We start from the raw sequence: 22,690 nt of genomic DNA, 5'->3' as shown, positions 1-22,690 counted from the left end.
TGATAACGGTTATCCCCCTTATCACGACGCGATCATCTTGCTATCACACATCGACAGGAACGGGGTCATGAATAAAATCAGTCATCGCAAAAGCCCCATTGCTGACATTAACCTCATCGATGCCCATTACCACGATTTTGCGTTTAAGCGTCACTACCATTTGGATTATCACGTGGGGCTGATCACGCAGGGACAGCAACAGTATTTCTACAATGGGAGTAAGCACCTCGCGGGCGCCGGACAATTGGTGATCATGCCCCCGGACGAAATCCACGACGGACAACCGAAAGAAGCCTCTGGTTATCAGGTGAAGGTGTTCAGCATTGCGCCCGATTGGCTCAGTCAGCAGGCCGATGCCGTCGCGGGGAAAACACATTTCGGGTTTCCTCAACACAATATCGCCGATCACCGGCTGTTCCAGCAGTTAACGCAACTGCATCAGCACCTTGATGATCCGCAGATCTCACAACTCGCCAAAGACAGCTTACCAATAGAGACCTTTTCTTATCTCTTGACCCATTACGGCCAAGTCAAAGCACCCGAGGTTCCGCCATTGGGCAGCAAAGATTTGCATCAATTGCGTGATTTCGTCATGGCTCATTTGGATCAAAAAATCGGCTTAGACCAATTGGCCACCTTGTGCGATCTCAGCCCGTCCCAACTGTTACGGCAATTCAAAAAAGCCACCGCCATGACGCCCTATGCCTGGTTGGCGCGATTACGATTAGAACAAGCCATGGCGTTACTCAAAGCCGGATATAGCAGCACCGACGTGACCTACTTAGTGGGATTTTATGATCAGGCCCATTTTGCCCGTGCGTTCAAACACACCTTCGGCGTCGCCCCTTCCCACATCAAATAGGCCGAACACTTCACGCCCCCTCACAACACAAGCGAACAACGCAGGAAAGTGATGCGGCGAATGTCATTTTTTTACAAGCATCCCAGCCGTAACTGCGGCATCCTACGCCTCGCTGGGCATGTCGCCCTGCGGTTTACAGGATGCACGACACACCATGATCAACGAAGCTACTACCCTCGCCACCCTTGTCACCGTCCACATCGTGGCCTTAATGAGTCCGGGGCCGGACTTTGCCCTTGTGGTCCAAAATGCCGGCCGCTATGGCCGCCAAACCGGCGTGATGATCGCGCTGGGGTTATCACTGGGCATTTTGCTCCACTCGCTGCTTAGCCTGACGGGGGCCAGCTTGCTGATCCACCAACACCCGATGTTGTTTAACGCCTTGCAAGGCGCAGGCGGCGGCTACCTGTTATGGCTCGGCTATGGCGCGCTAAAAGCCACATGGCAACACTGGCAGCACCGCCATGAACACAGCGTGACAACGGCCAGCACCGCACCGACACGCGTGATCACCAACCGCCGTCAGGCATTGGCCAAAGGGTTCACCACCAGCATTTTAAACCCGAAAGCGTTGGTGTTTTTTCTGAGCTTACTCTCGACCTTGGTCCCCGCTGACATGTCATGGATAGGCAAAACCACCGCGTTGGGCCTGTTGTGGTTCACGTCCTTTTTATGGTTTGGCGTACTGGCATGGTTACTGACCGGCGCCCGTTTGCAACAAAAGCTACAACACTGGACCCCAATCATTGATGGGATCTGTGGCCTGCTATTTGCCGTGATCGGCAGCCTGATCTGGCTGAATTTACTGCTGGGCTAACGGCTGACATTCCCACCGTTGACCGACAGCACAAAACCCTGCCCTGCACATAGACAACCCCCTTACTCACCTTTAGGCTCTTGAGCATGCCGCAATGTGAGTAAGGATATCTCCCATGACTTGGATCGCCCGTAATGTGCTTGGCAGTACGTTGACTGCCGCTATGCTATTACTCGCTTCACCGCTCAGTGCCACGCCGTCGTCACAAGCCACGGATCACCATGCGCCGGAAGCGGCCACGCCGACACCCGCGTCGCAACCTTCAATCAGCAGTGAGACGCCGACCACCGTACACACAGGGAAAGACTGGATGGTCGCCACGGCCAACCCGTATGCCAGTGACGCTGGTGCCAAGATATTGCGTCAAGGCGGCAATGCGATAGATGCAATGATCGCCACCCAATTGGTATTGGGGCTGACTGAACCGCAATCGTCTGGGATCGGCGGTGGGGCATTTTTGGTGTATTGGGATGACGAAGCAGAGACGTTACGCACCTTCGATGGACGGGAAACCGCCCCACTGGGTGTCACACCGGTGTTATTTCAAGACAAACACGGCCAGCCGTTAACCTTCATGGATGCCGTGGTGGGCGGTCGCTCGGTCGGCACACCGGGTACGGTCAAGCTGTTGTGGTACACCCACCAACGGCACGGCAAGCTGAGCTGGCATAAACTGTTTAAACCGGCTATCGAGTTAGCCCGTAAAGGCTTTGTTGTCAGCCCACGCTTAGCCGCCCTGATCCGCCACAATGCCGAGTCACTCCGGCGCTTTGACGCCACCCGTGCGTATTTTTTTGATGCCGATGGCCAACCGTTAGCCGCTGGCAGCACGCAAACCAACCCCGAGTATGCCAAGACCCTGACCCACATCGCCGAACGCGGCGCCAGTGCGTTTTACACCGGTGCGATTGCCAAAGACATCATCCACACCGTGCGCCAAGGCTCGAACAACCCCGGCGTACTCAGTGCGATGGACTTGGCCACGTACCAAGTAAAAGAGCGCGAGCCGTTGTGTGCCCCTTACCGTCAATTTTCATTGTGCGGCATGGGACCGCCAAGTTCCGGCGCACTGACCCTCGGACAAATCATGGGCATGTTGAGCCACTACCCCTTGGCCGAATGGGGACCGGATAACCCGCATAGCTGGCGGGTATTGGGTGATGCCTCTCGTTTGGCCTTTGCCGATCGAGGGCGCTACATGGCCGACAGCGATTACGTACCCATGCCCACCCAAGGCCTGTTAGCGAGTGATTACGTGCAGCAACGCGCCGCCTTGCTCAACCGCGACACGGCACTGACTGACGTGGCCGCCGGCACCCCACCCTGGGATCATGCCCGACGTTATGCCATCGATGCATCACTGGAACTGCCGTCCACCAGTCACTTTGCCATTGTCGATAACGATCGTAACGTGGTGTCGATGACCTCGACGATTGAAAACGGCTTTGGGTCGCGCCTGATGGTGCGCGGATTCTTGCTCAACAATGAGCTGACCGACTTTTCCTTCCGCAGCCACAACGACGGCCTACCGATCGCAAACCGCGTCGAACCGGGCAAACGCCCACGATCTTCCATGGCACCGACCATCGTGATGAAAGACGGCGAACCCTATTTGGCCATTGGCTCGCCGGGCGGCAGCCAGATCATCGGCTATGTAGCCAAAACCCTGATTGGACACCTCGATTGGGCGATGGATATTCAACAAGCCATCAATCTGCCGAACATGAATAACCGCTTTGGCCCGTTTGAACTCGAACAAGGCACCGCCGCCGAGCAATGGGCACCTACGCTGGAAAAACTGGGATTTGAGACTCAAATCAAACCGTTGGCCTCGGGGGTACAGGCAATCCAACTGCTGCCTCGCCAATTGATCGGCGCCGCCGATCCGCGCCGGGAAGGCACGGTGATCAGCGATACCTCAACCACAACGGCAACCGCTCGCTAGTTCATTCCGTATCCGTTAACGTCTGCACTCAATACGAAAAATGGCAGACAAATAAAAAGCCCGTCAGCAAACACTGACGGGCTTTTTTATCGGTTCGTTTTACATCCGCGACTCACACCACGGTGGCATGCGCTTACATCGGGTCAAGTTTGGCGTACTGCGTTACCAGCCACTTGATCCCTTCCCCATTGAAGGCCACTTGCACACGACTTTGCGCACCGCTGCCTTCAAAGTTGATGATGGTGCCTTCCCCGAAGGTCGGGTGGCGTACCCGCTGACCCAAACTGAAACCGGTCTGGTTAAAGTTGTCATTCACTTGCGCCTGGCTGAAACGGCCGCTGCTGGCCGGACGCGACACCTTGGCCTTCATGCGCACTTCTTCAATGTGCGCTTCTGGGATCTCACGAATAAAACGCGACGGCTTGTGGAAGTTATCCTTACCGTACAAACGGCGCATCTCGGCATAGGAGATGTACAGCTTCTGCATGGCTCGGGTCATGCCCACGTAGCACAAGCGGCGCTCTTCCTCGAGACGGCCGACTTCTTCTGTCGTGCGTGAACTCGGGAACATGCCCTCTTCCACCCCCACCATGAAGACCACGGGGAATTCCAAGCCTTTGGCACTGTGCATGGTCATCAGCTGAACGGCGTCATCAAACTCATCGGCCTGCCCTTCACCCGCTTCCAACGCCGCGTGTGACAAGAACGCCGACAATGGACTCATGGCTTCGGCTTCTTCCGGCACCTCAAACTGGCGCGTTGCCGTCACCAATTCTTCCAAGTTCTCAATACGCGCTTGCGCTTTCTCGCCTTTTTCCTGCTCGTACATCACGCGCAGGCCAGAATTGCGGATCACCTCATCGGTCTGCTGGTACAGCGGCAGCTCACGGGTGTCATCTTCCAGCGCATTGATCAATTCAATGAAACGGCGCAGCGCATTGGCCGAACGGCCTGCCAGCACTTGCTCTTCCAACAGGGCAATACTGGCCTGCCACATCGTCGCACCGCGATCACGCGCGGCCATACGAATGGTTTCCAGCGTGCGATCCCCCAACCCACGGGTCGGTGTATTCACCACACGTTCAAACGAGGCGTCATCGTGGCGGTTCGCCATCAAACGCAAATACGCCAGCGTATCTTTAATTTCCTGACGTTCAAAGAAGCGCATGCCGCCGTAGATGCGGTAAGGCATCCCCGCCTGAATTAACGCTTCTTCCAACACACGCGATTGAGCATTGCTACGGTACAGCATGGCCGTATCTTGCAAGGCACCGCCAGCGTGCTGCCATTCTTTAATTTTGCCGACCACAAAGCGGGCTTCATCCAATTCATTGAACGCAGAATACACGGAGATCAACTCGCCTTCGGCGCCGTCGGTCCACAGGTTTTTGCCCATACGTTCATTGTTGTTGGCGATCAGCTCATTGGCCGCCTTCAAAATGTTCCCGGTCGAACGGTAATTCTGCTCCAGGAAAATTGAGCTCGCGCCCTTGAAGTCATTCAAAAAACGCTGAATATTTTCGACCTTGGCACCACGCCAGCCGTAAATAGACTGATCATCATCACCCACAATCATCACGTTACAATCTGGCCCCGCCATCAAGCGTAACCAGGCAAACTGGATGTTGTTGGTATCTTGAAATTCGTCGACCAGAATGTGCTTGAAGCGCGCTTGATAGTGCTCACGGATGTGCTTACTGCGTTTGAGCAGTTCAAAGGCACGCAGCAGCAACTCAGCAAAGTCGACCAAACCTGCGCGATCACACGCTTCCTGATAGGCCTGATACAAACGCTGCCACGTTTGCTCAACCGGATCGTTAAAGGTTTCAACGTGATGCGGGCGTAAGCCTTCATCTTTTTTACCGTTGATGTACCACGCCGCCTGACGCGCAGGCCACTGCTTCTCATCCAGATTCTGGGCTTTAATCAAACGGCGTAACAAGCGCATCTGATCGTCAGAATCGAGAATATTGAAATCTTCCGGCAAGTTCGCGTCCAGATAATGGGCGCGCAACATACGGTGACACAACCCGTGGAACGTGCCGTTCCACATACCTGCCGACGAGCCGTGCATCAGTTCATTAATACGGCCGCGCATTTCCGCCGCCGCTTTGTTGGTGAAGGTCACCGACATAATGGAATAGGGTGACGCTTGTTCAATCGTCATCAACCATGCAATGCGATGGACCAGCACCCGGGTTTTGCCACTGCCGGCTCCCGCCAGCACCAAGTGATTACCCAGCGGCGCAGCCACCGCCTCGCGTTGCTTGTCATTCAGGCCATCTAACAGAAGTGATACGTCCATCGCTTTCTACTGGTTATTTATACAATGGTGACGATTATAACCGCAAAGTCGACCAAGATGCGAGCAGCCTCCCCCCCAAGAAAAAGAGAGGGACAAGGACGCATTCTTCGACTTTTTCCCTTCGATCTTTTCCTGCTTTTTCCTGCACCGATATTTCTCCTCCCCCTTGCACAAGTACTTTTGTTCTATGCTTTGAAAGGCCAGACGTTAACGAGCTGTTAAAAAAATAGAAAATAAGTGAAAGAAAAAAGGGACTCCCCCTTTCTTATGTTCCGAGAGCGCCACACTGGCGTCCACGATAACCAGAGAACCAAGCCCATAAAGACAACGTTGCAGGCTCTTGCAACACTCAGCGAACAAAAGAGGAATGACCATGAAGAAAACCACCAATATCGCCCTAGCTTCCGCTGTTACCGGTTTACTTGCTCTGGCCGGCACCGCGATGACCACCACCTCCGCCGTCGCCGCAGAAGGGAAGGAGAAATGCTACGGTGTGGTAAAAGCCGGGAAAAATGATTGTGCGACCAAAACCAGCTCGTGTGCTGGCACCTCGAAAGTCGACGGCCAGAAAGATGCCTTTGTGATGGTGCCAAAAGGCCTGTGTGATCGCTTAGTGGGCGGCGACAAAGAGGCGAAGTAATGTGGCTGGGTTAACACCAGAAACAATGGTCGGGGTGGGGCTTCGCTCCCCCCACATGACCACGGTACTCGCGACACGCCCGCCGGTCGGTTGGTTGGAAGTTCATAGCGAGAACTTCTTCAATCCACAGGCCCCCGTGCGACAACAATTACGGGATATCGCTCAGCATTACCCCATCAGCTGCCACGGGATCGGGCTGTCACTCGGCTCGGCCGATCCGCTCAACACGCAACATTTACAGCAACTGAAACACTTGGTTCAAGAGCTGGACCCTATCGCCGTGTCGGATCACTTAAGCTGGAGTTCGGTTAACGGGCAGTATTTTAACGATCTGCTACCACTGCCTTACACCGAAGAAGCGCTGCGCCTTTTCTGCCAAAAAGTCGAACAGGTACAGGAGGTGTTAGGCCGACGCTTACTGATTGAGAACCCGTCCAGTTACTTGGCGTTTACCCATTCCACCATTCCGGAATGGGAGTTTCTCCAGCAAGTACAACAACGGACGGACTGCCATTTGCTGCTCGACCTCAACAACATCTATGTCAGTGCCTTCAACCACGGCTTTGATTGTCAGCAGTATTTAGCCGCGATTGATCCGGCGACGGTCAAAGAAATCCATCTGGCGGGCTTTACGGTGAAAACGGTCGATGACAGCGAGATTTGGATTGATACCCACAGCCATCCGGTCAGTGAACCGGTCTGGCAGTTGTATCGCCAATGGGTACGCCAACATACGCCGCAACATGGGCTGGTGCCGACCCTTATCGAGTGGGATCTCGATATTCCTGACTTTGCCGTGCTCCAACAGGAAGCGGACAAAGCGAGCCTTATCATCCAGCAGGAGGCGAACCATGGACTCATCGTCACCTAACACACGATCCGTACAGGCGGCAGCGCCTTCTTTGCGCGAACTGCAGCAGGCCTTTTCACACGCCTTGCATTATCACGCCAGTGATGTAACGGAGCAGGTACAGGGCGGCGATTTCACGCCTGAACAGCGCATCCAACTCTACCGCAATAACTTCATCATCAGTCTGACAGACGTCCTCCAGGCGACCTACCCCTGTACCGCTGCGGTCGTCGGAGAGGACTGCTTTGATCAACTGGCGCGTCAGCATGTGCTCAACATGCCGCTCAGCCAAGGGGATGTCAGTGACTACGGAGGCGGCTTTGCAGACACCCTCTGTGCCATCATGGCCGAGCAACCAGCACTGGCCGAAGCGGTGCCCTATCTGCCAGATTTAGCCCGCTTGGAGTGGTTAGTCGATGTGGCACGACAACACATGCCGATCACGCCCGCGTTTGATATGGCGCAGTTGGCCCACATCAATGACGACAACATCGGTCGTCTGCGGTTTGAGCCGGCGGCCACCACCACAGGCTTCACGGCCGATCATGCAGTCGCGACCTTGTGGCTGATGATCCAACGCAATGAGGTGGAGGTCATCGACATGACACAACCGGAGTCGGTCATTGTGCAGCATCGCGAGGAGGGGATCTGGGTGCAACCAACAACACCAGAGGGCACCGCCCTGATCGCCTTGTGCCAACAGCAATTACCATTAAGTACCGCTTCAGCCGCCATGCTGGCTATGCTCGGTCCGTTGATCCAACAGAATGTGTTTACGGCGGTTCATGGCTTGCCGGACACCGTTCAAACCGCTCACAACACACCATTTAAAGACCAAACAGGAGGGTAAGTATGCTGCACTTTTTCAAACACCTGGACGCCACCGCTCAGCGCCTCACTGATCCGCTTACCCCGCTACTGTTATTGTTCACCCGTTTATGGGTCGCCTGGGTCTTTTTCCAGTCAGGCATGATCAAATACTCGACGTGGGACAGCACCCTGTACTTGTTTGAATATGAGTATCAGGTGCCGGTATTGCCGTGGCTGTGGGCCGCCTACCTCGGCACCGCTGCTGAACTGATCCTGCCGGTTTTCTTGGCTTTAGGGTTATTCACTCGCCCGATGGCGTTGGTGTTATTTGTGTTCAATATCATGGCCGTGGTGTCATACCCCTTACTGTGGGAGAAGGGCTTTTTCGACCACCAACTGTGGGGCATGATGCTGTTGGTGAATGTCTTCTGGGGCGCTGGTGCCATTTCACTGGACAGATTGTTCAGTGAGCAGCCTAAGCCGCAGCTCATCCAATAGCGGCGCACTCAATACGGCTTGTCACTTTTTACAGACACAAAAAAACGGGCACATGGCCCGTTTTTTATCGTATGTCAGCAAAGCCTCTGCAAGCAATTCACTTCCCGTTATCGCCATCCAACAGCGATAACAATTGGGCCAGCGCAGTGATTTCCACATCCGGCTGCCACTGCGCGCGCGCATCATCGCCCCACTGCCGATCTTGATCATTGAACCAACAGGCACGAAAGCCGTTCTGCAGCGCTCCACCCACATCACTCACGGGATGATCACCGACATGTAAAATCGCACTCGGTGCCACGCCTAAGTGATGCGCTGCCTGCACAAACAAGTCCGATTCTGGTTTGGCCATGCCGTCACGACCCGCCATAAACACCGCTGAAAAATACGGGGCGAGTCCAATCTTTTCTACATCTACATTACCGTTGGTGATCGCCACCAATGGCACGCGTTGCGATAACGCCGTCAGCACACGGTGCGTTTCTGCTGGCACGTCCACTTGGTTACGTACCGCCAACACATGATCTACACCCTGTTGTGCGGCTTGTTCAGCCAGCACCAAGGGATAACCAAATTGCATCAGCCCGATCTTCAGGTACTCAAACCGCCATTGCGTCACATCGTGATGCAAGAACGGATCGACCTGCGCGACCGCCTGCTTCAACGCCTGCCAACGAGCAGGCCCCATGCCGTTGGTCACGGGGTGCTCACGCGCCAACCAATCATACATCGCCTGCTCCGCCCGTCGGATCACCGGACGGTTGTCATACAGGGTGTCATCAAGATCGAACGTGATAGCCTTGGGGGCCGGAAAGGGGCGGTACACTTGCATCGGATCCTACTTGTTTATTCAAGTTAAACGCGCACGACTCACTTGCGCTTGGCGCGCGGGTGCGCCTCATCATACACCTTGGCCAAATGTTGGAAGTCCAAGTGCGTATAGATCTGGGTAGTGGTGAGGTTAGCGTGCCCCAATAATTCTTGTACCGCACGCAAGTCTCCAGAAGATTCCAGCATGTGGGTCGCGAAGCTATGGCGTAATTTATGCGGATTAATGTGGCTCGACACTGCTTGTTTCTGCCCCCATTCCATCATGCGCTTTTGCACATTCCGGTTAGAGATCCGCGAGCCCAATTTCGACACAAATAAGCCGGGTTCATCGACCGCAGCGATCTCACTGCGCACCTGCAGCCAATGGCCGACCCACTCTTTGGCTAAACCCGCAAAGGGGACAATACGTTCTTTGTCCCCTTTACCGATCACGCGTAAGTCGCCTTTGCGCAAGCTGATGTCTTTAACATCGAGTGACACCAACTCAGACAAACGCAAGCCGGCACCGTACATCAACTCCATCATCGCGCGGTCGCGAATCGACAGTGGATCATCACCATCCACACTGAGCAGCTGATCCATTTCATCCACATCGAGGTTTTTCGGTAACGGACGCGCTTTACGCGGGGCCGACACCCCTTTGGCCGGATTGGCCGGCAACACCCCTTGTGAAACTAAGTAATCAAAGAAGCTGCGCAGCGAAGACAAGCGCATCGCCAAGCTGCTGGCTTTCAGACCATCACGCATGCCTTTACTGGCCAACTGACGCACCCAGCCCGCATCTACGGTTTGCCAGTCAGTGACCCCTAAGGCCACCAGCTGTTCTGCCAAGGTGGTGAGCTGGCGTTTGTAGTTATGCTGGGTATGCAAGCTGAGCCCTCGCTCGCTGCGTACATACTCATAAAACCGCAATAACGGTTTTTCCAGTGAATCGGGCAAACTCATTCAATGACCTCGCGGGTATATTCCCAATGGTGGATCAAACGGGCCAACACCATCGCTAACTGCTCCACAAACAAGGTGTCCATTGCCGGTTGAAAATGACCGCCATCGGCACTGGCAAATGCCAAGACACCCATCGGTCGCTCCTGCCCAAACGGCAGAACCAAAAACGAGCCGAGTTGTGGCGCGTCGTCAAAAAACAAGGTGCGCTCCTGCTGACGCAGACGCCCGAGGTACACGGTCCGTGACGCCAAATGGGAACGACGGAATTCATCAAACGCCTGACGCGGCATAAAGATGTCATCGTCCAGGCTATCAAACAACCGCACCGTGACATCCAGGTGAAGCCGTTCCGCTAACGCCGTGAGCACACTGATCGCCTGATAGATATGATGAGACTGGAACAACTGTTGTTGCGCGCGGGCAAACTCTTCAAACAGCACACTGTTCTGACTGGCGACGCCGATCAAATCGGCAATTTTCTCTTCCAGCTCCCCCACCTGACGGCGCAGTCGTTCCAATTGAATATCCACCAACGACACCACCCCGCGATCCGGGTGGTGCACTTGAATACGGGTCAGCAACTCTGGCTGACGAATGAAAAAGTCTGGGTTCGCTTGTAAAAAATCGGCCACGTCCTGCTCGGTTAACCCGGCAGGCGTGCTCGGTCGCTCAAGCGACGAAACATCGGTCATAGTACGATTTGTCCATCATAAACATGCGCGGCTGGCCCGGTCATATAGAGCGGCTTGCCTTCACCTTGCCAATGGATCTGCAATTCACCGCCCGGCAAAGACACTGTTACGTCTTCATCCAGCAATCCTTGTTGACGACCAATCGCCACCGCCGCACACGCACCGCTGCCACACGCCTGGGTTTCCCCTGCGCCGCGTTCGTACACCCGCAACTTCACGGTATTGCGATCGATCACCTGCATAAAGCCGGCGTTCACACGTTCAGGGAAACGCTCATGGGACTCCAATAACGGCCCCAGCGTTTCAACATCGGCGGTGTCGACATCATCCACAATGGTTACACAATGCGGGTTACCCATGCTAACGGCACCGCAGAAAACGGTCGCTTCACCGGCCCGTAATATGTAGGTTTTTTCGCTTTGCTTGGCCTTAATCGGCACCTTGCCCGGTTCAAAGTTGGGCACACCCATGTTCACCGTGACTTGGTTGTCGTTTTCCAACTTGAGCACCATTTTTCCCGCTTTGGTACTGACCGAGATATGGTATTTATTGGTCAGCCCTTTCATCCAGACAAAACGGGCAAAGCAGCGGGCACCGTTACCACACTGCTCGACTTCACTGCCATCGGCATTGAAGATGCGGTAGTGGAAATCGCTTTCAGGATCGTAAGGCGGCTCCACCACGAGCAGTTGATCAAACCCCACGCCACGATGGCGATCGGCCAAGCGCCGGATGCAATCCGGCGAGAAGAAGACGTTCTGGGTAACACAATCGACCACCATAAAGTCGTTACCCAGCCCATGCATTTTTGCAAAATTAACCTGCATGATGTTCCTTATCCATTATTCGGGCAGACGATGCTCAAACTGCCACAGTTGCGCTAATTCTTCACGCTCACGCACCACGTGCGCCTGCTGGCCGTCGACCATGATCTCTGCTGCTCGAACACGGGAGTTATAGTTTGATGCCATCACGAAGCCATAGGCACCGGCTGAGCGTACCGCCAGCAAATCGCCCGGTGCCAAGCATAATGTGCGATCTTTCCCGATAAAATCACCGGTTTCACAGATCGGGCCAACAAAATCATACGTGAGTGCTTCACCGGCGCGCGGGCTCACGGGCACAATGGCCTGCCACGCTTGGTACAAGGTTGGACGGATCAAATCGTTCATCGCCGCATCAACAATGGCAAAATTCTTGTGCTCGGTATGCTTGAGGTATTCCACCCGCGTCAGCATCACCCCGGCATTAGCGGCAATCGCACGCCCCGGCTCGAAGATCAGTTCAAGCTCTGGATGGGCGGTTAAACGCGACATCAAGACTTTGGCATACTCTGCTGGCTCAGGCGGGCACTCATCATTGTAGGTCACGCCTAACCCCCCTCCGACATCCAAGTGCTGAATGGTAATGCCTTCGGCGTGCAAGGTATCAATCAACGCTAACAAGCGATCAGTGGCATCCACAAACGGTGTCAACGCCGTCAGCTGCGAGCCAATGTGACAGTCCATGCCCACCACGTGTAAGTGTGGCAGCTCATGCGCCAAACGGTACACGGCGGGAGCGCGGTCAAACGCGATACCGAATTTGTTATCACGCAGGCCTGTCGAAATATACGGGTGGGTTTGCGCATCGACATCCGGATTGATCCGTAAAGAGACCGGTGCCACCACGCCCATCTCGCCGGCGACCTGATTCAGGCGTTCCAGCTCAGGTTCGGATTCCACATTGAAGCATTTGATCCCCAGCGCCAACGCCCGCTGCATCTCTGCCGCGGTTTTCCCCACGCCTGAGAAAACGACTTTACGCGGATCACCACCGGCAGCGATCACGCGCTCCAGCTCACCGCCAGAGACAATGTCAAAGCCAGAGCCCAAGCGAGCCAGTACGTTCAGTACCCCTAAGTTAGAGTTCGCTTTCACCGCGTAACAGATCAGATGCGGGTGATCGGCCACCGCCTGATCAAACGCATGCCAATGGCGTTCCAATGTGGCGCGTGAATACACGTAAAGCGGCGTGCCAAAGCGCGCGGCTAACTCGGTCAGTGGTACCTCTTCGGCCCAGAGCTGGCCATCTTGCTGGTAATTAAAATAATCCAATGTCGTCTCTTCCCTGTCTGTCTTGTTATGAGTCTTGCGGCTGCTCGGTATCGTCAGGCATGTACAACGGTCCACTCTGGCCACAGCCAGTCAGCGCCAGTACACCCAGAAGTAAAATTGCTAATAAACCTTTACGCATTTGTCAAAGCCAGTGATTATCATTTCATTGCCCTCTATAATCGCACCCATACTAGGAAAAGCAATAGGATGAACCGGGATGAATGATACAGAATTCCATAAGTTGGCCGATGACGTGCTAATGCGCATTGAAGAAGGCATCGAGGAATCCGGTGTGGACATTGAATTCGAGACCATGGGCAATGTCCTGACGCTGGAATTTGAAAACCGCAGCCAGATCGTGATCAACCGTCAAGAGCCCTTGCATGAAATTTGGTTAGCGTCAAAATCCGGCGGTTACCATTTCAAATACCAAGACGGTGAGTGGCACTGTACCCGCAGTGGCGCGGAGCTGATCGCGCTCGTGAAGCAAGAATGCACGGTGCATGCGGGCGAAGCGGTTAACTGGTAAACCCACATGGTAAGCCTGAATGCAAATGCCTCTGCCCACAACGTAAAAACGAGAGCCTAAGCTCTCGTTTTTTGTTTCTGCGGCACACGTAAACTCGCGATAGCGATCAACGAGAGGCAACGTTCAACACGGCATTGACGGAAGGCGTCACCGGACAACGCGGCGGCTGTTGCCCGCTTTTAAACGGCAGTACCTGTGGTTCACCCTTGTCGTTGCGCACAATGTCGTAAAATTGCGGCAAATTAAAGTTAATGAAGTTGGCACTGTAGCAGAAGCGATCTTGCGATGAGGTGTAAAAACGGTTCACCCCATGCACCATTTCGTCTTTATTACCGCTGCACTGGCGATACACTTCAATGCGGTTCGCTTCATCCAAAATATAGATGTTGAAACCGTCATCACAGTCTTCAAAGAAGAACTGGATCAAGCCTTCACTGGCGTACGCATCGACGATTTCCGGCGGGTGTGGCTCATCGGTTTTGCCCATCACCAAGTTCGCAGCACCCATCAGTTTATTGGTGGAAATACAGCTGTAGAAATCCACCGAGTTTTCCAGTTTCTGCACGGACACGCCACGGCGTTCAAAGAACAAACCATGAGTCTGCTGACCGATACGGATCGCTTTGAAGCGGCGACGTTTTTCCTGCTCAACCGGTTTTAATCGCATCTCGATACATTCGGCCACCAACTGGTACACCAAGTTACGGATCAGGCCGCGCATGTGTTTGCTGTAACAGAACACGTCGACCGATTCCGGTGGCAACGCATCCTGGTGCATTTTACCGAGTACGGTTTTCAACGCATCCAGCATGGCATTTTCGCCGGTGAAGTTCAGCGTACGCACTTCGTTCCACGAGTTGCGGTACACCAAATCCACACTGCCCACCAAACATTGTTGCTCTGGGCCGTAGCTGAAAATGTCGGTGTTTTTGAAATCAAACCGCACCGAGCGATTTTTTAGCGCGGTGGTCGGATCGTTTTCTAAGTTGATAAACAACCCCAACTGGCGGATCTCACACGGGCTCGACAGCGCCTGCAAACTCGGTTGCGGGCGACGGATCGGGAAGGTGTTGCGAATATCGCTGACCAATTGGTAGAGCTTATCGATGTCCAACGCCGAGTCACGCACCACGGTGTGCAAACAGGTCGATTCGGTCAACAAGCCATTAAAATATGCCCACGCCACCAGCTTACTCAGGTAGCGGTTATGCTCCAGCGCCGGACGGCCCATGATGGCAATCGGATCCAGCGGCTGTTTATACAAGTACCAGCCCGCCGTATTCTTGCGACCAGCCGGCACTTGGATCAGGGTTAAATCTTGTTCGTGCAGATCCGGCGACAACTGCGGATTAAGCAGCGTCACTTTCCCCGGCAACACCTCGAACGCCGCGTAGAGCTTACGCGCCAGAATACTGATGTCTTCCGGACTGATGGCTGAGGTAATGTTATTGCGACGGGCAAATCGGATCAGGTTACGGTAGCTGAGCATCAACGCATCCAGCAAACCGTTGTGAGCGCTTTTCACCAGCTCCACTTTCCAATCACGGCGGTTATCGAGTTCGTGCAATACGTCGTACGACCAACCCCATGATGTGGTCAGCTCTTCCAGCACCTTGCGGCGCCACGGCACCGAGCCCAAACCGGGTTTGCGGGTCAACTTTTCATGGGTTTTGAGGTAGAAGCAACGGCGCACCAAATCCAAACGGCGATGATCGCTGATCCGCTCAAGGTAACGGGTCACCTTCTCCAGCATCAGGAAGTACGCATCCATACAGAATTCGGTACGATCGATGGCGAAGAAACGGCGCTTACCGTCCACACTCAATAACTGGGTGTACGGGTATTCCCAAGAATACGCTTCCAGCAAAATCGCTTTCAGCACGGACTTGTACGGGGAGTCGATACTCTTGTACAGCTGCCACAAGCTCGAGCCAAAGTATTCTTCGGCTGGAATGCGGGACAGCCCACCAAAATCGATCCACTCATCACGACGGATAAACCCGCCTTTGACTAAGTAGCAGACATAGTCGTCGTAACACTCTTCCATTTCCGGCGGCACCATAAACCATAGTAATGGTTGGCCACCCAAACACACGGCAGAACGGTAAAACTCATCCAGCAGCAACAAGTGCTGGCTCGAGCCACAGTTTTCACCGGTCATTTGCTCGGAAAAGTTATCGCGGAAACGATTTTCGTCAATCAAGAAGAAGTTGGCTTCTACGCCTTGGGTCATGGCCCATTCAGAGACAAGGGCGCATTTGGCATCGAGCGCTTGGCGCGCATCGGCTGGCATATCGGTACGAACGCAGACCCAGATATCAAGATCACTGGTCAGGCTTTGCCCCAATGAGGCCGTACTGCCCATGGCATACAGACCCAAAATAGGCAGGCGTTCAGCCGTTGGCGAGGTAAGAGTAGCAGAAACAGCAAGGCAACAGTCGTCAATGAACTGCTGCTGAGGTTCGGTCGCAGAAAACGACGCGATCCCGACCGATACCGCCTGATCAAGGTAACCAGGGATCGCCGGGTGATTGTAATGAAGCAAGACAGGCAAGATGTCAAAAACCTGCACCGATTGGGCGCTCATCGCGGCACGGGCTCGTGTTAGACGAAGCTCGTTGAGCTGATCCTGTCTGCTTTTTAGCGTTTCGATATAGTTCTGCAAATTACTCTTCCAAGAGCTGCCAGCTTCAGAGCGGCCCAAATCTTGTCACTAAATGCGGTAGAGAGAACTCTGCCCAGGAGTAAAAACGTGATCAATCTAACAGTTTTTGCATTAACCGTAAAGATAATAACGTTTTGTGACAAAATATGAATGCACTGTCATGTTGCTGGCTCGACCCATCCGTAGCCTGCCCCTCATCAAGCTAGTACACCCGGACAAAATCGCCACTTTGCGGGTCTAGATCATATTTTTGCATGAGGGTTCCGTGAGAGGAGTCACATTAATCCTTCCCCAGATCAAGACAATACTGCGTCGACGCACTGACAGCAACACACGAATTACCATCCCTGCTCAGTAATGGTAGGATTAGACTATAAATCAATGCTATTGCTAACGAGAACTGTGGAATCACTGTATGACTGAGACCCCTATCCGCATTGCCACCCGCAAAAGCCCGCTGGCGATGTGGCAAGCTGAATTTGTGAAAGATGCCCTTGAACAAGCCCACCCAGGCTTAGTCGTCGAGCTGGTCCCGATGGTTACCAAAGGTGACATTATTCTGGACACGCCATTAGCCAAAGTTGGCGGTAAAGGATTATTTGTCAAAGAGCTGGAAGTCGCGATGCTGGAAGGCCGCGCTGACATCGCCGTGCACTCAATGAAAGACGTGCCGGTCGAGTTTCCTGAAGGACTGGGCTTAGTCACCATTTGTGAGCGCGAAGATCCGCGTGATGCCTTTGTTTCTAACCACTATGACAGCATTGAACAGTTGCCCGCTGGCGCTGTCGTCGGCACATCTAGCTTGCGTCGTCAGTGCCAGTTACGCGCTCAGCGTCCTGATCTGATCGTGAAAGATTTGCGTGGCAACGTAAATACCCGTTTGGGCAAGCTCGATAACGGTGAATACGATGCCATTATTCTGGCCTGCGCCGGTTTGATGCGTTTGAACATGCACGACCGTATTCGTGGTGCCATTGCCCCAGAAGTCAGCCTGCCCGCCGTGGGCCAAGGCGCAGTGGGTATTGAGTGCCGTTTGGATGATGATCGCGTGCGTCAATTGTTGAGCGCCCTCAGCCATGCCGACACCACCACCCGTGTGCTGTGTGAGCGTGCCATGAACAACCGTCTGCAAGGCGGCTGTCAGGTGCCAATCGGTAGCTATGCAGAGCTGGAAGGCGATCAAATTTGGTTACGTGCGCTGGTCGGTGAACCGGACGGCAGCCAAATTGTGGCCGGCGAGATCCGTGGCGCACAAGTCGATGCCGAAGCACTCGGTGTCCAACTGGCCGAGCAGCTATTGGCTGACGGTGCTAAGCAGATCCTTGATACACTTTACGGCAACCACTAATGACCGTACTGATCACCCGCCCAGCCCCTGACGGCCCTGCGCTTGCTCAGCAGCTCAATGCTGCGGGGATCAGTGCCCTTTCTCAGCCCCTGTTGCATATTCAGCCGGGGCATGAACTCTCTGTCCTCCCGACTTGCCTGCACGCCTTACAATCTGACGATTTTCTGATTGTAATCAGTGCTCACGCCGCCGACTTTGCGCACAATTACTTGCTGTCGGTAGGTGTCAGTTGGCCAAAAAACGTGCATTATATAGCCGTTGGCCATAAAACCGCCGCCACGATGAAACGCCACACAAACCAGCCTATTCATTGCCCAGAAACAGACTGTGACAGTGAAGGGGTATTACGTTTACCGATCCTCGATCAGGTGAAGGGAAAACGCGTGGTGATCCTGCGAGGCAACGGCGGTCGAGAGGCGATTTACCAACAGCTGCTACAACGTGGTGCCGAGGTGCGCTATTGCGAAACCTACCGCCGCGAGTGGCTACCGCTTGATGGTCAACTCCTGTGCCAGCAATGGCTATGTGCAGGCATGGATGCCCTGGTAGTAACCAGTGGTGAACAACTGGCGTTCTTGACCCAACTGGTCCCAGACAGCGCCAAGGCTTGGTTTCTTCAATGCCAGCTTTTCGTACCAAGCCAGCGAATCGCCGATCAAGCCACCCGGCTTGGTTATCGTTTTATTTCCAATGTGGGCAGTGCGGCCAATGGCCCGCTATTCACCACCCTAAGCAAGAAAGGCACAATGGGAAAATCGGATGACTGATAAAAAAACCAATAAAGACAACGCGGCTGAACCATCACAGTCCGCAGCGAAAGCCGCCTCTCCACAGGCCGCTAACAAGGCACAAACGGACAAGCCTGCATCAAGCACCCCATCCGCAGCGCCCGCTAATGCCCCTACCGCCCCCGCAGAGAAATCAAGCGGCAGCAAAACCGGTCTGGTGGCTATCGCCCTTGTGATCGCACTCGGTGCCGGTTTGTATTACCACGGCCACCAGCAAACACTGGCGCAAAATGCCCAAATGACGGCATTGCAGCAAGAAATCACCACCCTGCAGTCTTCACTGCAAGCCTCGCTGAAAACGTCACAGCAAGCGACCCAGAAACAAGTCACGGGTGCCTTGCAACAAACAGAGGTCGCCCTCTCTCAGCAAGAAAACTCCATCACCAGCCTGCAAATGGCATTAGCCGAAGTCAAAGGCCGTCGTCCGAATGATTGGCTACTGGCCGAAGCGGATTATTTGGTGAAAATGGCGGGCCGCAAACTGAACTTGGAACACGATGCCGTCAGCGCGATCATTTTGCTGGAATCAGCAGACCACCGCATTGCGGAGCTGAACGATCCGAGCCTGACTCCGATCCGCCGCGCAATGCGCTCGGATATCACCACGTTAAAAGCCATTCCTCTTGTTGATCGTGATGGCATCGTGCTGAGCCTCGATACCCTGCAAGAAGCGATTCCCACTCTGCCGTTGGCGAATGCCATCATTCCTGACGCCGAAATCACAGAAAAAGCCGAAGTGTCGACCTCTGTGGATGACTGGAAAACCAACCTGATGACGTCACTGAAAAGCTTCAGTGAACACTTTGTCACTTACCGTACTCGTGATGGCAGCGTGATCCCACTGTTGTCGCCAAAGCAGGATTTCTACTTGCAGGAAAACATCAAGTGGAAGCTGACAACGGCCATTACGGCGGTCTACCGAGAACAAGAAGACGTGTATCGTTCGTCACTGACGTTGGCCAAAGAATGGGCTGAGCAGTTCTACGACATGGACAATAAATCGGTACAAGAATTTGTCAGTGATCTCGACAAGCTGTCGCAGAAAAAGATTGATGTGAATTACCCGAATAAGCTGAAATCATCTGTGCTGATCACCGATGCCATCCGTGATCGCCTGCGCCAGCAAGTGACACCACTGAACGCAGAGGAGAACCCAGCATGATCCGACTTTTACTGCTGGTTGTCGCCCTGATCGCAGGGGTGGTTGCCGGGCCGATGCTCGCGGGTAACCAAGGGTATGTCTTAATTTCGGCGGCAAACCAGACGCTGGAAATGAGCCTGACCACGCTGATTTTGCTGGTTGTGGTGCTGTTTGGCGCCTTCTTCCTGCTCGAAACCTTGTTAAAGCGCCTGTTCTCACTGAGCAGCAGTACCCGTGGTTGGTTCTCTGGCCGTAAAGCCCGCAAAGCCCGCCAACAAACCTCTGTGGGTTTGATGAAGGTGATTGAAGGTGACTGGAAGCAGGCCGAAAAGCTGGTTGTGAAATCGGCCAAGCACAGCGACACCCCGTTGCTGAACTACTTGGCTGCCGCCGAAGCGGCACAAGGCCAAGGCAATGCCAGCCAACGTGACGAATACTTGAAACTGGCCGCGGACATCGACGGTCAAAGCCTGGCTGTCGCCCTGACCCGTGCCAAGCTGCAATTCCGTCAGCAACAGTACGAACAAGCCGTCGCGACCTTGCAAGATATTCAGCACGATCACAGCCGCAATCCGGTACTGCTTAGCCTGCTTAAAGAATGCTACATCAAGCTGGAAGACTGGAAGCCTTTGTTGGCCAGCCTGCCACAACTTGAAAAAGCAGGTGTGCTGAGTGCTGAAGCGTCGTTTGAACTGGCACTGAAAGCCGAATGCGGCATCATGCATCACATGGCCAAACACCAAGGCACCGAAGGCCTGATGGGCTACTGGAACAGCCTGAGCCGCAAAGAGAAGCAACGCCCAGAGTTGATCGCCTGCTTTGTGCGCCTGATGAGCCAACACCATGCCGACAACGAAGCCTATACGGTGTTGCGTGATGCGTTGAAGAAAAACTCCGATGAAAGCCTGATCGCCTTGGTACCGGCGCTGAACTTGCCAGATAACCACCCTGCGATTGTGCGCCTGCAAGAACTGCTGCGCTATGACAGCAGCAACCCAAGCACGCACAGTGCGCTGGGTCAGTTGTTTATGCGTGAAGGCAAGTGGGAAGACGCCAAGCAGCATTTGGAGAAAGCGATTGCCCTGCGTCCGAATGTGGTCGACTACGGTTACCTGATCGAGGTACTGGATAAGTTGGAAGACACCCAAGGCGCAGCGACCCTGTCGCGTGAAGCGTTAACACTGGCGTTACCCAACAAGCCGGCCTAAGCGTTACTGAGCGGATCACCCCCTCAGGCAAAACTGTCACATTCCTTCATCAAAAAGCACCCGAACGGGTGCTTTTTTATTCCCTATAAAAATACAAATATTAATAACTTACCATTACTGTTTCTAAGTGTTAACAGGCGTTTCAGCTTGTATCCAAACTATTGATAACAAAATGTAAACATCATCTAATAGGGGTTCTTATTGCTCTACAGATGGATAACTAACTATGGATATGCTTCCTTGGTTAATCGTATCTGGGATCATTGTTGCTGTGATCACCTGCCTCATGACGGCAGTACTGATCAAAGAGTCATAATCCCATTATAAAAAAACCTCCGTCAGGAGGTTTTTTTTATGCCCGTTATTTCGCCATGCTGCGCTACCGCGCCAATGCCGTCTTCACCTTACCCAGCACCTTCTCATAGCGTTTCACCGCCTTGGCCGCTTTCTTCAGCATCTTGCGTTTCTTTTTCGCCAACTTCGTCAGTTTTTTGATTTGCTTACGCGATGCGTGACTCGACAGTGTCTCCGTCACGTCCGAGCCCGCTTCCACTGCCCAGCTGTCATCGTGTGTGGTGACCACCTCATGCACCGCGCTGGCGACAGGGGCCGCTTCCATCGCGGCAGACGTCAGTACCGGTAATCCGGTCGGTGAGACAACCGACGGCAACGGCGCATGCACGGCCGTGTGCGGTAACGCACTGGGCTTACACAGGTAGACTTTTTTCGACGCCACCCGTGCACAACTGCTGCATATATAATTCGGCACACTGACTATCTGGCTGATCGCGTCAAACTGATCCGCCAGCTCAATCCGCCGGTATTTACACAATGACTTCGCCATGCCTGTTCTCCCGCTTACCGCACCGATGGCCACCTCGCCTATCCATACGTACTGCCATCATTTCTCAATGAGAATATCGCCCTGCGTCAGCAAAGGCTACTTCATCGCCGCTTTGACATAGACATCAAAACGGTTTTTCTTGGTTTCAATCACGGCCGACGGCGTTTGGTCTGCCAAGCATTCGGCGTAATCCGGACGTTTGACCACCACACGCTTAGTCGCTAATTGCAGCGCCGGTGCCAACAAGGCATCCGCATCGTTATCGGCCCCGACCAAGGTCTGGAATACGCGCATTTCTTTTTTCACCAACGCCGATTTTTTCTTGTGCGGATACATCGGATCCAAATACACCACATCCGGTGCCACGAAGTGCGGATCGGCGGCCAATTGATCGAGGGCATCATGACTGGACGCGTGCAGTAAACTCAAACGCTCACTGATCCAACCGCCGATTTCACGGTCGGCTTTGGCACGCGCCAACCCATCATCCAATAAGGCCGCCACCACCGGATGGCGCTCCACCATTTGCACCTTGCACCCTAACGAGGCCAATACAAAGGCATCACGCCCCAAGCCTGCCGTCGCGTCCACCACGGTTGGGGATACGCCGCCTTTCAGGCCGACCGCTTTTGCAATCGCCTGGCCACGACCACCACCAAACTTACGACGGTGCGCAGCAGCCCCACTCACTAAATCCACGTAGACTGCGCCCAACTTGGGTTCGTCACGCTTGTGCAGCTCTAAACGCTCGTCGGTCAGCACCAAGGCAAACGCGCAGTCAGGATCATGACTCAGTCCCCAACGTGCAGCGAGTTGGTCCAGATCAGGTTGGCGTTCAGGGTTATCACAAATAAGGGCTAGTTGCACAAGGCTCTC

General features: G+C 54.0%; 22 protein-coding genes. 12 read left to right on the top strand and 10 right to left on the bottom strand.

The genetic code is table 11. The features are described from left to right. Window positions 1-67: 67 nt before the first annotated feature. The 3 genes from L4C36_RS09555 to ggt all read left to right on the top strand — a co-directional run bounded on the left by L4C36_RS09555 (window position 68) and on the right by ggt (window position 3,624). A complete protein-coding gene (locus L4C36_RS09555) occupies window positions 68-862 on the top strand; it encodes a helix-turn-helix domain-containing protein (RefSeq protein ID WP_428477571.1) in 795 nt (264 codons plus the stop codon). A gap of 157 nt (window positions 863-1,019) precedes the next feature. Then, a complete protein-coding gene (locus tag L4C36_RS09550) occupies window positions 1,020-1,679 on the top strand; it encodes a LysE family translocator (protein WP_428477618.1) in 660 nt (219 codons plus the stop codon). A gap of 115 nt (window positions 1,680-1,794) precedes the next feature. Continuing rightward, on the top strand, window positions 1,795-3,624 hold the full coding sequence (gene ggt, locus L4C36_RS09545; protein ID WP_428477570.1) for a gamma-glutamyltransferase: 1,830 nt from the start codon (window positions 1,795-1,797) through the stop codon (window positions 3,622-3,624). 133 nt (window positions 3,625-3,757) lie between these two features. On the opposite strand, the gene uvrD is transcribed toward ggt, so the two are convergent. Then, window positions 3,758-5,929 (bottom strand): DNA helicase II, encoded by a 2,172-nt coding sequence (gene uvrD / locus L4C36_RS09540; protein ID WP_428477569.1) that lies wholly within the window; start codon window positions 5,927-5,929, stop codon window positions 3,758-3,760. 373 nt (window positions 5,930-6,302) lie between these two features. Here uvrD and L4C36_RS09535 point away from each other — a divergent pair, with 373 nt between their 5' ends. From L4C36_RS09535 to L4C36_RS09520, 4 genes are read left to right on the top strand one after another with little or no spacing between them, the layout of a single operon-like run. After that, complete coding sequence (locus L4C36_RS09535; RefSeq protein WP_428477568.1) at window positions 6,303-6,569, top strand: BufA1 family periplasmic bufferin-type metallophore; 267 nt, start codon at window positions 6,303-6,305, stop codon at window positions 6,567-6,569. A gap of 25 nt (window positions 6,570-6,594) precedes the next feature. Beyond that, entirely contained in the window at window positions 6,595-7,440 is an 846-nt protein-coding gene (bufB, locus tag L4C36_RS09530) for an MNIO family bufferin maturase (RefSeq protein ID WP_428477617.1), read from the top strand. After that, a complete protein-coding gene (locus L4C36_RS09525; RefSeq protein WP_428477567.1) occupies window positions 7,421-8,269 on the top strand; it encodes an HvfC/BufC family peptide modification chaperone in 849 nt (282 codons plus the stop codon). Before bufB ends, L4C36_RS09525 begins: the two co-directional genes overlap by 20 nt. A 2-nt stretch (window positions 8,270-8,271) precedes the next feature. Further along, complete coding sequence (locus L4C36_RS09520; RefSeq protein ID WP_428477566.1) at window positions 8,272-8,727, top strand: DoxX family protein; 456 nt, start codon at window positions 8,272-8,274, stop codon at window positions 8,725-8,727. Window positions 8,728-8,824: 97 nt separating this feature from the next. Here L4C36_RS09520 and yigB read toward each other — a convergent pair whose 3' ends face one another. The 6 genes from yigB to lptM are packed head-to-tail and all read right to left on the bottom strand — an operon-like array spanning window position 8,825 to window position 13,430. Further along, window positions 8,825-9,559 (bottom strand): 5-amino-6-(5-phospho-D-ribitylamino)uracil phosphatase YigB, encoded by a 735-nt coding sequence (gene yigB / locus L4C36_RS09515; RefSeq protein WP_428477565.1) that lies wholly within the window; start codon window positions 9,557-9,559, stop codon window positions 8,825-8,827. 38 nt (window positions 9,560-9,597) lie between these two features. Then, window positions 9,598-10,503, bottom strand: coding sequence for a tyrosine recombinase XerC (xerC, locus tag L4C36_RS09510; RefSeq protein ID WP_428477564.1), 906 nt, complete (start codon window positions 10,501-10,503; stop codon window positions 9,598-9,600). Continuing rightward, complete coding sequence (locus L4C36_RS09505) at window positions 10,500-11,195, bottom strand: DUF484 family protein (protein ID WP_428477563.1); 696 nt, start codon at window positions 11,193-11,195, stop codon at window positions 10,500-10,502. Before L4C36_RS09505 ends, xerC begins: the two co-directional genes overlap by 4 nt. Beyond that, window positions 11,192-12,022, bottom strand: coding sequence for a diaminopimelate epimerase (gene dapF / locus L4C36_RS09500; protein WP_428477562.1), 831 nt, complete (start codon window positions 12,020-12,022; stop codon window positions 11,192-11,194). Before dapF ends, L4C36_RS09505 begins: the two co-directional genes overlap by 4 nt. 15 nt (window positions 12,023-12,037) lie before the next feature. Beyond that, window positions 12,038-13,291 carry a diaminopimelate decarboxylase gene (gene lysA / locus L4C36_RS09495; protein WP_428477561.1) on the bottom strand — a complete coding sequence of 418 codons (1,254 nt, stop codon included), beginning with the start codon at window positions 13,289-13,291 and terminating at the stop codon, window positions 12,038-12,040. A gap of 25 nt (window positions 13,292-13,316) precedes the next feature. Next, window positions 13,317-13,430: an LPS translocon maturation chaperone LptM gene (gene lptM, locus L4C36_RS09490; protein WP_428477560.1), complete on the bottom strand. Its 114-nt coding sequence runs from the start codon at window positions 13,428-13,430 to the stop codon at window positions 13,317-13,319. 78 nt (window positions 13,431-13,508) lie between these two features. Here lptM and cyaY point away from each other — a divergent pair, with 78 nt between their 5' ends. Beyond that, the gene (cyaY, locus tag L4C36_RS09485) at window positions 13,509-13,820 is read left to right on the top strand and encodes an iron donor protein CyaY (protein ID WP_428477559.1); all 312 of its coding nucleotides are present in this window, start codon (window positions 13,509-13,511) and stop codon (window positions 13,818-13,820) included. Window positions 13,821-13,926: 106 nt separating this feature from the next. On the opposite strand, the gene L4C36_RS09480 is transcribed toward cyaY, so the two are convergent. Then, window positions 13,927-16,485, bottom strand: a complete 2,559-nt coding sequence (locus L4C36_RS09480; protein ID WP_428477558.1) for a class I adenylate cyclase — start codon at window positions 16,483-16,485, stop codon at window positions 13,927-13,929. A gap of 415 nt (window positions 16,486-16,900) precedes the next feature. Between L4C36_RS09480 and hemC the strand changes: the two genes are divergently transcribed. Genes hemC through L4C36_RS09460 form a run of 4 tightly spaced genes read left to right on the top strand, consistent with a single transcriptional unit; the run spans window position 16,901 to window position 20,970 of the window. Continuing rightward, window positions 16,901-17,833, top strand: a complete 933-nt coding sequence (hemC, locus tag L4C36_RS09475) for a hydroxymethylbilane synthase (protein WP_428477557.1) — start codon at window positions 16,901-16,903, stop codon at window positions 17,831-17,833. Then, a complete protein-coding gene (locus L4C36_RS09470; protein ID WP_428477556.1) occupies window positions 17,833-18,600 on the top strand; it encodes a uroporphyrinogen-III synthase in 768 nt (255 codons plus the stop codon). The genes hemC and L4C36_RS09470 overlap by 1 nt, the downstream gene beginning before the upstream one ends. Beyond that, window positions 18,593-19,783 carry a uroporphyrinogen-III C-methyltransferase gene (locus L4C36_RS09465; RefSeq protein ID WP_428477555.1) on the top strand — a complete coding sequence of 397 codons (1,191 nt, stop codon included), beginning with the start codon at window positions 18,593-18,595 and terminating at the stop codon, window positions 19,781-19,783. The genes L4C36_RS09470 and L4C36_RS09465 overlap by 8 nt, the downstream gene beginning before the upstream one ends. Further along, complete coding sequence (locus L4C36_RS09460; RefSeq protein WP_428477554.1) at window positions 19,780-20,970, top strand: heme biosynthesis protein HemY; 1,191 nt, start codon at window positions 19,780-19,782, stop codon at window positions 20,968-20,970. Before L4C36_RS09465 ends, L4C36_RS09460 begins: the two co-directional genes overlap by 4 nt. Window positions 20,971-21,349: 379 nt before the next feature. On the opposite strand, the gene L4C36_RS09455 is transcribed toward L4C36_RS09460, so the two are convergent. Together L4C36_RS09455 and L4C36_RS09450 are read right to left on the bottom strand one after the other, a co-directional pair. Further along, window positions 21,350-21,814, bottom strand: a complete 465-nt coding sequence (locus L4C36_RS09455; RefSeq protein ID WP_428477553.1) for a hypothetical protein — start codon at window positions 21,812-21,814, stop codon at window positions 21,350-21,352. Window positions 21,815-21,910: 96 nt separating this feature from the next. Next, window positions 21,911-22,681 (bottom strand): class I SAM-dependent methyltransferase, encoded by a 771-nt coding sequence (locus tag L4C36_RS09450; protein WP_428477552.1) that lies wholly within the window; start codon window positions 22,679-22,681, stop codon window positions 21,911-21,913. Between the last annotated feature and the right edge of the window lie 9 nt (window positions 22,682-22,690).

Source organism: Photobacterium japonica (assembly GCF_050337005.1).
In the GTDB taxonomy this organism is placed as follows: Bacteria; Pseudomonadota; Gammaproteobacteria; order Enterobacterales; family Vibrionaceae; genus Photobacterium; species Photobacterium japonica.
The sequence above is the reverse complement of the archived record's forward strand: the minus strand, read 5'-3'. Positions and strand labels throughout refer to the sequence as shown.

Coding starts and splice junctions, on each gene's coding strand:
- L4C36_RS09555 (WP_428477571.1), top strand. CDS start 68: ATGAATAAAATCAGTCATCGCAAAAGCCCCATTGCTGACATTAACCTC.
- ggt (WP_428477570.1), top strand. CDS start 1,795: ATGACTTGGATCGCCCGTAATGTGCTTGGCAGTACGTTGACTGCCGCT.
- uvrD (WP_428477569.1), bottom strand. CDS start 5,929: ATGGACGTATCACTTCTGTTAGATGGCCTGAATGACAAGCAACGCGAG.
- L4C36_RS09535 (WP_428477568.1), top strand. CDS start 6,303: ATGAAGAAAACCACCAATATCGCCCTAGCTTCCGCTGTTACCGGTTTA.
- bufB (WP_428477617.1), top strand. CDS start 6,595: ATGGTCGGGGTGGGGCTTCGCTCCCCCCACATGACCACGGTACTCGCG.
- L4C36_RS09525 (WP_428477567.1), top strand. CDS start 7,421: ATGGACTCATCGTCACCTAACACACGATCCGTACAGGCGGCAGCGCCT.
- L4C36_RS09520 (WP_428477566.1), top strand. CDS start 8,272: ATGCTGCACTTTTTCAAACACCTGGACGCCACCGCTCAGCGCCTCACT.
- yigB (WP_428477565.1), bottom strand. CDS start 9,559: ATGCAAGTGTACCGCCCCTTTCCGGCCCCCAAGGCTATCACGTTCGAT.
- xerC (WP_428477564.1), bottom strand. CDS start 10,503: ATGAGTTTGCCCGATTCACTGGAAAAACCGTTATTGCGGTTTTATGAG.
- L4C36_RS09505 (WP_428477563.1), bottom strand. CDS start 11,195: ATGACCGATGTTTCGTCGCTTGAGCGACCGAGCACGCCTGCCGGGTTA.
- dapF (WP_428477562.1), bottom strand. CDS start 12,022: ATGCAGGTTAATTTTGCAAAAATGCATGGGCTGGGTAACGACTTTATG.
- lptM (WP_428477560.1), bottom strand. CDS start 13,430: ATGCGTAAAGGTTTATTAGCAATTTTACTTCTGGGTGTACTGGCGCTG.
- cyaY (WP_428477559.1), top strand. CDS start 13,509: ATGAATGATACAGAATTCCATAAGTTGGCCGATGACGTGCTAATGCGC.
- hemC (WP_428477557.1), top strand. CDS start 16,901: ATGACTGAGACCCCTATCCGCATTGCCACCCGCAAAAGCCCGCTGGCG.
- L4C36_RS09470 (WP_428477556.1), top strand. CDS start 17,833: ATGACCGTACTGATCACCCGCCCAGCCCCTGACGGCCCTGCGCTTGCT.
- L4C36_RS09465 (WP_428477555.1), top strand. CDS start 18,593: ATGACTGATAAAAAAACCAATAAAGACAACGCGGCTGAACCATCACAG.
- L4C36_RS09460 (WP_428477554.1), top strand. CDS start 19,780: ATGATCCGACTTTTACTGCTGGTTGTCGCCCTGATCGCAGGGGTGGTT.
- L4C36_RS09455 (WP_428477553.1), bottom strand. CDS start 21,814: ATGGCGAAGTCATTGTGTAAATACCGGCGGATTGAGCTGGCGGATCAG.